The sequence below is a fragment of the Azospirillum agricola genome, assembly GCF_020005195.1.
GTDB classification, from domain to species: domain Bacteria; phylum Pseudomonadota; class Alphaproteobacteria; order Azospirillales; family Azospirillaceae; genus Azospirillum; species Azospirillum agricola.
The window spans coordinates 2,853,861-2,864,886 of sequence record NZ_JAIFZR010000005.1 but is presented as its reverse complement, the minus strand read 5'-3'; the positions used below and the strand labels follow the sequence as shown (position 1 = coordinate 2,864,886).

Sequence of the window (11,026 nt, the reverse complement as noted above, 5' to 3'; positions counted from 1 at the left end):
GCGATGGTTAAAAACGCCGGGGCCGGGTTGCGCGTCAGCCGGCCGGCACCGGCACCGGGACGGCCGGAGAAGGGGGAAGCGGTTGCGCCGGTGGCTCCACCTGCTGCTCCTGCATCTTGAAGCCGAAATAGGTGCCGTTGCTGATGCCGGTCAGGGCCAGCAGGTTGGCCGACAGCTCCGGCATGCCGAGCGTGCGGGTGGCCTCGTAGAGGAAGGCGGCGCCCAGCACGACGGTCCAGGCCAGCAGTTGCAGCCGGTGGATGTTGTAGCCGTGGACGTCGGTCAGCAGGTCGGTGAGCACCCCCTCGGAGAGTGGGTAGATCGCGGCGACGGCGGCGGCCATTCGCGCCCTGTCGGGCGGGTCGGCCTGGGCGGCGGCGAGGTAGGCGGCGCGGTGCTGCTGGCGGTGGTCGTCGTCGCCGCTCGGCCGGTTGTCCTGGAACACCGCGAGCACCGAGGTGCCGCCGACGATTCCCATCAGAGCCATGGTGCCGGTGCTGACGGTGTCCATCGACCCGATGACGGCGATGAGCGCCGCGTAGGAGGCGGTGACGATGCCGCTCCACCACAGGAGCTGGAAGCGCGACAGGCTGTAGGGCGGCACATAGCCGGCGGGCTTCGGCACGTCGGGGAAGCCGTTGATGGCGTCGCGGCCGAAATGGCGGAGGAAGGCCAGCAGGAAGAGCAGGCCGATCAGGGCGAAGCAGACGGCCGCGAGCGTCAGGTCGCGGTCGCTCGCCCCCTGGATGGTGACGAGCTTGGGCGGTGTGGCGACGCCGCCGCCGGCCGGCCCGAAGGCGACCGGCAGGGATTTGGCGCGGGCCAGCGAGAAGAAGCCGTCGAAGGCGTTCTGCCACGCCGCCCGGCGCTCCACCGCCTCGGCGCTGTTGCCGGCGATGGAGGTGGAGGCGGTGCCGACGACCTCGCCCTTGGCCGAGCAGCCGAAGCTGGCGTGGGCGCCGGGAATGGTCTGGCCGTTGGCGACCAGGAGCAGCCCCTGCGCGTTCAGCCCGGCGGCGGCGGCCGGGCAATCGGCGCCGGCGGCGGGGGCTCCGAGGTTGAGGGTGATCGGCTGACCGAGGATGACGGGGCCGCCGGGTGCCGCCTGCGCCTTGGCGCCGGAGGGCAGGGCGAGGGCCATGGTGACGCCCAGGCACAGGGCGATGGTCGGGCGCGGCATGCTCGTCGGTTCCCCTCGGGACGGCGGTCGGCGGGAGCGCGTTTCCCAACCCTGCCCCGCGGGCGAGGGGCAGTGCGGGGCCGGCGTCCGGGGGAGAATAGGGCGGAAATGGAAAAACCGGATAGGAAAAACAATCCCAAGGCCGTGGCGGGCGCCCGTTCTCGCGCCGCGTCACGACAGCGCGACGGCGCCTTCGCGTTCCTTGCGGATGCGGTCGTAGGCGGCGTTGATCAGCGCGATCTTCTGGGTCGCCAGATCGACGAACTCCTGCGGCATGCCCTGGGCGACCAGCAGGTCGGGGTGGTGTTCGCGCACCAGACGCCGGTGCGCCGCCTTCAGCGCCGCGTCGTCGGTGGAGCGGCTGACGCCCAGCACCTGATAGGGGTCGGTCTCGTCCGGGGTGCCGGCGCGGTGGTGGCCGGCGAGGATGCGTTCGAAATCGGTCTCGGCAAAGCCGAAGATGCCGGCGACCGCCCGCAGATACTCCACCTCCGTCTCATGCAACTCGTCGTCGGCCTCGGCGATCATCAGCAGGCTGTCGAGCAGCTCCTCCAGCACCGCGTGGCGGTCCTCGAAGAGGTCGGCGATCTGGCGGGCGTATTCCTCGAAGCCGTGGGTGTCGCGGCGGGCGAGGTCGAAGACGCGGCCGACATTCTCCAGCTCGTCGGGCGGGACGCGGAAAAGGCGCTTGAAGGTGTCGATCTCGACCCGCTTCACCACGCCGTCAGCCCGCGCCATCTTGGCGGCCAGCGCGATCACGCCGATGGTGAAGGCGACGGTCTGCATCGCCGCCTGCGCCTCGGCGTCGGTGCTGGCGGGGCTGGTGCCGGCGGCCTCCCCGCTCAGGCGGTCGACGGCATGGCCGGCCAGCGCGCCGATCAGGGCGCCCAGCGGCCCGCCGATGGCGAAACCCGCCGCCCCACCGAGAATCTTGCCCCAGACCGTCATCACCGCCATCCGTACCGTCGATTCGAACCCGGCATAACGGGCTCAGCGCAGCGGACCCAAGCATAACGGGCGGAGGCGGTTCCTGTCCAACTGTGACTTTGCCGCAACAGAAAGCCGGTGTTCGCTTTGCAAAGTTCGAATGAGCGCTTGCGAAATCCACGCAACACGCCATGTTGCGGTGCAACAAAGAGGGCGGCGGCGAGTCCGCAGCCCATGGCGACCGCGCCCCGGCAAGAGGGCCGGCGCCGGTTCCCTGGGGACGAACGTTCTGCGCAATGCGTTTTCGACACTCGAGAACCGTGAGCGAGAGCCATGCCTGTCATCCGCAAGATCCTGCCGACCGAACTGCCCCTGTACCGGGCGCACCTTCTTCGCCTCGATCGCGCCGACCGCTACGCCCGCTTCGCCGGAACCGTCTCGGACGAATCGCTGGAGCGTCATTGCGCGGCGATCGACTGGGGGCGCACCACGCTGATCGGCGCCTTCCTGAACGGCGAGCTGCGCGCCGCCCTGGAACTGTGCGGCGACCGCATTCTGTGGCCCGACGAGGCCGAGTTCGGCGTCAGCGTGGAGAAGGAACTCCAGGGGCGTGGCATCGGCAGCACCCTGATCCGCCGTGCCCTGACCGTCGCCCGCAACCGGTCGATCAGCCGCGTCCACATGCTGTGCCTGGCCGAGAACGTCCGCATGCGGGCGCTGGCGCGGCGTTTCGGCGGCAGCATCGCGATGGAGTATGGCGAGATCACCGCCCGCTTCGACCTGCCGTCCCCCAACCAGTTCTCCTTCGCGCTGGAAGCGCTGGAGGACGGTTCGGGCGCCGTCAACAGCATCCTCGCCAGCTTCTCCTCCAACCAGGACCGCCGCGCGGCCGCCTGATCTGACCGCCTGACCGGGCCGCCTTTCGACGCGCCATGGTATCCAGCCGTTGACGCGGGCCGCCGGATCGCGAAACTCCGCCCTCGAGCGCGGCGCGGTGCCGCGCGGGGAGAGCGTGGGTGCGAAGCATGGACGGGACGATGGACGGCGGCGGAAAGGGCCGGGACGGCGAGGGCGGCGGAATCGGCCGCTGGCAGTTCTGGATCGACCGTGGGGGCACCTTCACCGACATCGTGGCGCGCCGCCCGGACGGCGCGGTCGTCACCCATAAGCTGCTGTCCGACAATCCGGAGCGCTACGCCGACGCCGCCGTCCAGGGCATCCGCGACCTGCTCGGGCTGAAGCCGGGCGAGCCGGTCCCGGTCGAGGCGGTCGAGGCCGTCAAGATGGGCACGACCGTCGCCACCAACGCCCTGCTGGAGCGCAAGGGCGAACCGACCGTGCTGGTGGTGACGGAGGGGTTCGGCGACCAGCTCCGCATCGGGCACCAGGCGCGTCCGAAGATCTTCGCCCGCCGCATCGTCCTTCCCGAACAGCTTCACACCCGCGTGGTCGAGGCGCCGGAGCGGGTGATGGCCGACGGCCGCGTGCTGAAGCCGGTGGACCTGCACGCCGTCCGCCGCGGGCTGGAGGAGGCCTACCGGCTGGGCTTCCGCGCCGCCGCCGTGGTGCTGATGCACGGCTACCGTTATCCCGAGCATGAGCGGCAGGTCGCCTCGCTGGCCCGCGCCGTCGGCTTCACCCAGGTGTCGGTCAGCCATCTGGTCAGCCCGCTGATGAAGCTGGTCGGGCGCGGCGACACCACGGTGGCCGACGCCTACCTCTCGCCGATCCTGCGCCGTTACGTGGACAAGGTGGCCGGCGAGTTGGCCGGTCCCTCGGGGGCCGTGCCGCTGATGTTCATGCAGTCCAACGGCGGGCTGACCGACGCCCGGCGCTTCCAGGGCAAGGACGCCATCCTGTCGGGACCGGCGGGCGGCGTGGTCGGCGCCGTGCGCACCGCGCGGATGGCCGGCTTCGACAAGGTCATCGGCTTCGACATGGGCGGCACCTCGACCGACGTGTCGCACTACGCCGGGGAGTATGAGCGGGCCTTCGACACGGTGGTCGCCGGGGTGCGGGTGCGCGCGCCGATGATGCACATCCACACGGTGGCGGCCGGCGGCGGCTCGCTCTGCGTCTTCGACGGCACCCGCTTCCGCGTCGGGCCGGACAGCGCCGGCGCCAACCCCGGCCCGGCCTGCTACCGGCGCGGCGGCCCGCTGACCGTCACCGACTGCAACGTGATGGTCGGCAAGCTCCAGCCGCGCTTCTTCCCGCAGGTCTTCGGGCCCGACGGCGACCAGCCGCTCGACGCGGCGGTGGTGACGGCGAGGTTCACGGAGCTGGCGGCGACCGTCAACGCCACGCTCGGCACGGCGATGACGCCCAAGCAGGTGGCGGAGGGCTTCCTGCGCGTCGCCGTCGACAACATGGCCAACGCCATCAAGAAGATCTCGGTGGAGCGCGGGCACGACGTCACCCATTACACGCTGAACGGCTTCGGCGGGGCGGCCGGGCAGCATGTCTGCGCCGTCGCCGACGCGCTGGGCATGACGCGGGTGTTCCTGCACCCGCAGGCCGGCGTGCTGTCGGCCTACGGCATCGGGTTGGCCGACACGGTCGCCATCCGCGAGCGCGCGGTCGAGGGGCCGCTGAGCGACGCGGTGGTCGATCGGCTGACCATCCTGTTCACCGACCTCGACACCGAGGGGCGGGCCGAGCTGACCCGCCAGGGCATCCCGGCGGAGCGCCAGACCGTCAACCGCCGCGTCCACATCAAGGCGTCGGGGTCGGACACCGCGTTGGCGGTGCCCTTCGGCTCGCGCATCGCCATGGCCGCCGCCTTCGCCGAGGCGCACCGCCAGCGCTACGGCTTCCTCACCCCCGGCACCGCGCTGGAGGTGGAGTCGGTGACGCTGGAGGCGGTCGGCCTGACCGACGTGGTGGAGGATCCCGACCTCGGCGGCCCGACCGGCGTGCTGCCGCGCCGGCTCGCCACCGTCACGCTGCACAGCGGCGGCAAGGACCGCGAGGCGCCGCTCTACGACCGCGCCCAGCTCCAGCCCGGCAACCGCATCGTCGGTCCGGCGATCCTGGCCGAGGCGGTCGCCACCACGGTGGTCGAACCCGGCTGGATGGCGGAGGTCACCCGCAGGAACCATCTGGTGCTGATCCGGCTGGAGCCGGCGAGCCAGCGCCTCGCCGCCGGGACCAGGGTGGACCCGGTGACGCTGGAGGTCTTCAACAACCTGTTCATGGCGATCGCCGAGCGCATGGGCGTGACGCTGGAGAAGACCGCCCGCTCGGTGAACATCAAGGAGCGGCTCGACTTCTCCTGCGCCCTGTTCGACCGCGAGGGCGGGCTGATCGCCAACGCGCCGCACATGCCGGTGCATCTCGGCTCGATGGGCGAGAGCGTCCGCGCGGTGGTCGAGCGGCGTGGCGGGAGCTTCGTCCCCGGCGAGGTCTTCGCGCTCAACGACCCCTACCATGGCGGGACCCACCTGCCGGACATCACCGTCGTCTCCCCGGTGTTCGACGAAGCGGGGCGCGAGCTGCTGTTCTTCGTCGCCTCGCGCGGGCACCACGCCGACGTCGGCGGCGTCACCCCCGGCTCGATGCCGCCGGACAGCACCACCATCGCCGACGAGGGCGTGCTGCTCGACTGCGTGCCGCTGGTCGAGATCGGGGCGGGGGGCGGCCGCTTCCGCGAGGCCGAGCTGCTGGAGCTGCTGTCCGCCGGTCCGCACCCGGCGCGCAACCCGGCGCAGAACATCGGCGACCTCAAGGCGCAGATCGCCGCCAACGAGCAGGGCGCGCGCGAGCTTCACCGCATCGTCCGCACCCACGGGCTGGCCACCGTCACCGCCTACATGCGCCATGTCCAGGACAACGCCGAGGAGCAGGTCCGCCGCGCCATCGGCGTGCTGGGCGACGGCTCCTTCTCGGTCCTGCTCGACAACGGCGCGGTCATCCGGCTGGCGGTGTCGATCGACCGCGAGAGCCGGTCGGCCAAGGTCGATTTCACCGGGACCAGCGCGCAGCTCGCCAACAACTTCAACGCGCCGTCGGCGGTGTGCCGGGCGGCGGTGCTCTACGTCTTCCGCACGCTGGTCGACGACGACATCCCGATGAACGAGGGCTGCCTGCGCCCCATCGAGATCGTCATCCCCGAGGGCAGCATGCTGGCGCCCAAGGCCCCGGCCGCCGTGGTGGCCGGCAACGTCGAGACCAGCCAGTGCATCGTCGACGCCCTGTTCGGCGCGCTGGGGGTGATGGCGTCGGCCCAGGGCACCATGAACAACACCACCTTCGGCAACGAGCGGCACCAGTATTACGAGACGGTGTGCGGCGGCTCGGGGGCCGGCGACGGCTTCGACGGCACGGACGCGGTGCAGACCCATATGACCAACTCGCGCCTGACCGATCCGGAGGTGCTGGAGTGGCGCTTCCCGGTGCTGGTCGAGAGCTTCCGCATCCGGCGCGGATCGGGCGGGGCGGGGCGCTGGCGGGGCGGCGACGGGGTGGTGCGCCGCCTGCGCTTCCTGGAGCCGATGACCGCCGCCATCCTCGCCAACCACCGCCGGGTGGCGCCCTTCGGCCTGAAGGGCGGGGCGGACGGCGCGCTGGGCCGCACCTGGATCCAGCGGGCGGACGGCGGCGTGCAGGAGTTGGCCCCGCAGGACCACACGGCGGTGCAGCCGGGCGACGCGCTGGTGATCGAGACGCCGGGCGGCGGTGGCTATGGGGAGAAGGACGAGGCGTGAGGCGGGGCGGGGAGCGGCCTTCGGGCCGCTCCGGCTTGCCGGCTACTCGGCTGCGGGAGGGATGGCGGCGATCTGGGTGGGGATCAGGGCGTTCAAGGTCTGGCGCTGCTCGTCCAGCCGGGCGTCGAGCACCCGCAGGTCGGAATGGACCTTGCTGAAGCCCTCCTTCACTTCGGACTGCAAGGCGTCGATCCGCGCATCCAGCCTGTCGATCCGTATGTCCAACCGTTCTTCGGTCCTGTCCAGCCGTTCGTTGACGTGACGGCCGAGGTCGAGGATGGCGTTCATGACGTCAGTCAGTGTCGGTTCGGCCATCGATGCTCTCCGCAGGGTTGTGTCATCGTCGTCCGGCAACCCGCCTCGAGTCAATTGGAGCCCACCTTCGTATGCGCCGCCGCCGCGGCGGCATCCCACCCCTGCATTTTGCCCGTCTTGCCAAGCGCTTGCCGGGCTTAGTAGCTTCCCTTGGTCATACAAATGAACCATCGATCGGGGAGGCCGAAGCCCATGACCGCCATTGCCACCACCCAGCCGCGCGCCGCCCTGACCGAGGAGGCGCGGGCGGAGCTGACGGCGCTGCTCGGCGAGCGGTTCAGCACTTCCGGTCCGGTGCGCGAGCATCATGGCAAGGACGAGTCCTACCACGCCGCCTTCCCGCCGGACGGGGTCGCCTTCGCCCAGTCCACGGAGGAGGTCAGCGCGATCGTCAGGATCTGCGCGAAGCACAAGCTGCCGATCATCCCCTTCGGCACCGGCACCTCGCTGGAGGGCGGCATCGCGGCGCTGGCCGGCGGCATCACCATCGATGTGTCCGGCATGAACCAGATCCTGCGCGTCAGCCCGGAGGATCTCGACGTCACCGTCCAGGCCGGCGTGACCCGCAAGCGGCTGAACGAGCATCTGCGCGACACCGGCCTGTTCTTCCCCATCGATCCCGGCGCCGACGCCTCGCTCGGCGGCATGACGGCGACGCGGGCCAGCGGCACCAACGCGGTGCGCTACGGCACCATGCGCGAGAACGTGCTGGGGCTGACCGTGGTGCTGGCCGACGGGCGGATCATCAAGACCGGCGGCCGGGCGCGCAAGTCGGCGGCCGGCTACGACCTGACCCGGCTGTTCGTCGGCTCGGAAGGGACGCTCGGCATCATCACCGAGGTGACGTTGAAGCTCTACGGCATTCCGGAGGCGATCTCGTCGGCGGTCTGCGCCTTCACCGACATCCATGGCGCGGTGAACACCGTCATCCAGACCATCCAGTCCGGCATTCCCATCGCCCGCATCGAGCTGCTCGACGAGGTGCAGATGGACGCGGTGAACAAATATTCCAAGCTCGACTACGCCGTCGCCCCGACGCTGTTCTTCGAGTTCCACGGCACCGAGGCCGGCGTCAAGGAGCAGGCCGAGATGGCCGCCGCCATCGCGTCGGAGCATGGCGGGATGGAGTTCGCCTGGGCGACCCGGCCGGAGGACCGCTCCAGGCTGTGGCAGGCCCGGCACGACGGCTATTACGCGGCGCTCGCCCTGCGGCCGGGCTCGAAGGGCTGGCCGACCGACGTCTGCGTGCCGATCTCGCGGCTGGCCGACTGCATCCTGGAAACCAAGAAGGATCTGGCGGAATCCAACATGCTGGCCCCGATGGTCGGCCATGTCGGCGACGGCAACTTCCACCTCGTCTACGTCATCGACCCCGACAAGCCGGAGGAGATGGCCGAGGCCCAGCGCCTGAACGACCGGATGGTCGCCCGTGCCCTGGCGATGGGCGGCACCTGCACCGGCGAGCACGGCATCGGCTACGGCAAGATGGCCTTCCTGGAGCAGGAGGCCGGCGACGCCTACGCGGTGATGGGCGAGGTGAAGCTGGCCCTCGACCCGCACAATCTGCTGAACCCCGGCAAGGTCGTGCGGGTCTGAGGGAAACGGCTACCGGAACCTCGGCCGCCGGCCGGCCTTCAGCGCCTGGACGGCCTGGTCGAGGGTCTGGAGGAACTGGGACTTGTCGCGCTGGCTCATCGGGGCGTTGCCGCCGCCGACCACGCCCATGTCGCGCAGATCCTGCATCAGCGCGCGGGTCGCCAGCGCCGAGCCGATGCTGTCCGCCGTGAAGGGCCGCCCGGTCGGGCCGATCACCACCGCGTCGCGCTTCACGCAGCGGTCGGCGAGCTGGATGTCGGCGGTGACGACGACGTCGCTCGGCCCCGCCCGCTCGGCGATCCAGTCGTCGGCGGCGTCGAAGCCGTCGCTGACCACCACCAGTTCCGACAGGCAGTCGGTCGGCAGCCGCAGCGGGCTGTTGGCGACGATCCACACCTTGCAGCCGGTGCGGCCGGCGACCTTGTAGATCTCGGCCTTCACCGGACAGGCATCGGCGTCCACGTAAATCTCGACCAACGGCACCCTCCCCCTATTCCCGGTTTCAACATGGTTTCGTCGGGCGTCCTTATGCGCTAAAACCTGCTCTCAGCGAAGTGGCGCCGCCCGGCGGCGCTTTTTTTCTTACCCGGGAAGGTCGGAGCGGCGCATGGCGTCCTATCAGTATGTTTATGTCATGAAGGGTCTGACCAAGGTCTATCCTGGCGGCAAGAAGACCCTCGACAATGTCTGGCTCTCGTTCCTGCCGGGGGTGAAGATCGGCGTGCTCGGCGTCAACGGCGCCGGCAAGTCGACGCTGCTGAAGATCATGGCCGGGCTGGACAAGGACTATTCGGGCGAGGCCTGGTCGGCCGAGGGCGCCAAGGTCGGCTACCTGCCGCAGGAGCCGCAGCTCGACCCGACCAAGACCGTCCAGGAGAATGTCCTGGAGGCGCTGGCCGACACCAAGGCCCTGATCGACCGCTTCAACGAAGTGTCGAACCTGATGGCCGACCCGGACGCCGACTTCGACGCGCTGCTGACCGAGCAGGCCGACCTTCAGGAGAAGATCGACCACGCCGACGCCTGGGATCTGGACCGCACGGTCGAGATCGCCATGGACGCGCTGCGCTGCCCGCCGGGCGATTCCAGCGTCGAGAAGCTGTCGGGCGGCGAGAAGCGCCGCGTCGCGCTGTGCAAGCTGCTGTTGGAAAAGCCCGACCTGCTGCTGCTCGACGAGCCGACCAACCACCTCGACGCCGAGTCCGTGGCGTGGCTCCAGAAGCACCTGGAGGACTACAAGGGCACCGTCGTCCTCGTCACCCACGACCGCTACTTCCTCGACAACGTCACCGGCTGGATCCTCGAGCTCGACCGTGGGTCGGGGATTCCCTACGAGGGCAACTATTCGTCCTGGCTGGAGCAGAAGCAGAAGCGCCTGGAGCAGGAAGGCCGCCAGGAGGAGTCGCGCCAGAAGCAGCTCGCCACCGAGCTGGAATGGATCCGCCAGTCGCCGCGCGCCCGCCAGGCCAAGAGCAAGGCCCGCATCTCCGCCTACGAGACGCTGCTGGCCGAGAGCGGCAAGGAGACGGCCGGCGAGACCAAGATCGTCATCCCGGTGCCGCCGCGCCTGGGCAACGTGGTCATCGAGGCCGAGAACATCAACAAGGGCTTCAACGACCGCCTGCTGATCGACGGCCTGTCCTTCCGGCTGCCGCCGGGCGGCATCGTCGGCGTCATCGGCCCGAACGGCGCCGGCAAGACCACGCTGTTCCGCATGATCACCGGGCAGGACGGGCCGGACGCCGGCACCTTCCGCGTCGGCGACACAGTGAAGCTCGGCTACGTCGATCAAAGCCGTGATTCGCTCAACCCGAAGAAGACGGTGTGGGAGGAGATCTCCGACGGGCTCGACCTCGTCGAGCTGGGCAAGAAGACAATGCCGAGCCGCGCCTACGTCTCCAGCTTCAACTTCCGCGGGCCGGACCAGCAGAAGAAGGTCGGCCAGCTCTCGGGCGGTGAGCGCAACCGCGTCCACCTCGCCAAGATGCTGAAGTCCGGCGCCAACGTCCTGCTGCTCGACGAACCGACCAACGATCTCGACGTCGACACGCTGCGCGCCCTGGAAGACGCGCTGGAGGGCTTCGCCGGCTGCGCCGTGGTCATCAGCCACGATCGCTGGTTCCTCGACCGCATTGCCACCCACATCCTGGCCTTCGAGGGCGACAGCCACGTCGAATGGTTCGAAGGCAACTTCCAGGATTACGAGGCGGACAAGAAGCGCCGCCTGGGCGCCGAGGCCGACCAGCCGCACCGCATCAAGTACAAGCCGCTGGTCCGCGGCTGATCCGTTTCCGATCGGTGT

8 protein-coding genes are annotated in these 11,026 nt (G+C 70.0%); 4 read left to right on the top strand and 4 right to left on the bottom strand.

Annotation, left to right across the window (positions count from 1 at the left end; all coding sequences use genetic code 11):
• Positions 1–34 precede the first annotated feature (34 nt).
• Positions 35–1,180: a hypothetical protein gene (locus JN22_RS28550; RefSeq protein WP_223677927.1), complete on the bottom strand. Its 1,146-nt coding sequence runs from the start codon at positions 1,178–1,180 to the stop codon at positions 35–37.
• Positions 1,181–1,351: 171 nt separating this feature from the next.
• Complete coding sequence (locus JN22_RS28545) at positions 1,352–2,128, bottom strand: TerB family tellurite resistance protein (RefSeq protein WP_085557387.1); 777 nt, start codon at positions 2,126–2,128, stop codon at positions 1,352–1,354.
• Between the two features lie 312 nt (positions 2,129–2,440).
• Here JN22_RS28545 and JN22_RS28540 point away from each other — a divergent pair, with 312 nt between their 5' ends.
• Positions 2,441–3,004 carry a GNAT family N-acetyltransferase gene (locus JN22_RS28540; protein ID WP_085557094.1) on the top strand — a complete coding sequence of 188 codons (564 nt, stop codon included), beginning with the start codon at positions 2,441–2,443 and terminating at the stop codon, positions 3,002–3,004.
• 128 nt (positions 3,005–3,132) lie between these two features.
• Positions 3,133–6,813 carry a hydantoinase B/oxoprolinase family protein gene (locus JN22_RS28535; RefSeq protein WP_223677959.1) on the top strand — a complete coding sequence of 1,227 codons (3,681 nt, stop codon included), beginning with the start codon at positions 3,133–3,135 and terminating at the stop codon, positions 6,811–6,813.
• A gap of 42 nt (positions 6,814–6,855) precedes the next feature.
• On the opposite strand, the gene JN22_RS28530 is transcribed toward JN22_RS28535, so the two are convergent.
• Complete coding sequence (locus tag JN22_RS28530; RefSeq protein WP_085557093.1) at positions 6,856–7,128, bottom strand: hypothetical protein; 273 nt, start codon at positions 7,126–7,128, stop codon at positions 6,856–6,858.
• 192 nt (positions 7,129–7,320) lie between these two features.
• On the opposite strand from JN22_RS28530, the gene JN22_RS28525 reads away from it, so the two are divergent.
• Complete coding sequence (locus JN22_RS28525; RefSeq protein WP_085557092.1) at positions 7,321–8,724, top strand: FAD-binding oxidoreductase; 1,404 nt, start codon at positions 7,321–7,323, stop codon at positions 8,722–8,724.
• A gap of 9 nt (positions 8,725–8,733) precedes the next feature.
• Here the strand turns inward: JN22_RS28525 and JN22_RS28520 are convergent, their stop codons facing one another.
• The gene (locus JN22_RS28520) at positions 8,734–9,201 is read right to left on the bottom strand and encodes a YaiI/YqxD family protein (RefSeq protein WP_085557091.1); all 468 of its coding nucleotides are present in this window, start codon (positions 9,199–9,201) and stop codon (positions 8,734–8,736) included.
• Between the two features lie 130 nt (positions 9,202–9,331).
• Here JN22_RS28520 and ettA point away from each other — a divergent pair, with 130 nt between their 5' ends.
• Positions 9,332–11,008, top strand: a complete 1,677-nt coding sequence (ettA, locus tag JN22_RS28515) for an energy-dependent translational throttle protein EttA (RefSeq protein ID WP_085557090.1) — start codon at positions 9,332–9,334, stop codon at positions 11,006–11,008.
• The last annotated feature ends 18 nt before the right edge of the window (positions 11,009–11,026 follow it).

Bases quoted from the DNA above. Each gene is read 5' to 3' on its own strand.
- JN22_RS28550 (WP_223677927.1), bottom strand. From the start codon at position 1,180: ATGCCGCGCCCGACCATCGCCCTGTGCCTGGGCGTCACCATGGCCCTC.
- JN22_RS28545 (WP_085557387.1), bottom strand. From the start codon at position 2,128: ATGACGGTCTGGGGCAAGATTCTCGGTGGGGCGGCGGGTTTCGCCATC.
- JN22_RS28540 (WP_085557094.1), top strand. From the start codon at position 2,441: ATGCCTGTCATCCGCAAGATCCTGCCGACCGAACTGCCCCTGTACCGG.
- JN22_RS28535 (WP_223677959.1), top strand. From the start codon at position 3,133: ATGGACGGGACGATGGACGGCGGCGGAAAGGGCCGGGACGGCGAGGGC.
- JN22_RS28530 (WP_085557093.1), bottom strand. From the start codon at position 7,128: ATGGCCGAACCGACACTGACTGACGTCATGAACGCCATCCTCGACCTC.
- JN22_RS28525 (WP_085557092.1), top strand. From the start codon at position 7,321: ATGACCGCCATTGCCACCACCCAGCCGCGCGCCGCCCTGACCGAGGAG.
- ettA (WP_085557090.1), top strand. From the start codon at position 9,332: ATGGCGTCCTATCAGTATGTTTATGTCATGAAGGGTCTGACCAAGGTC.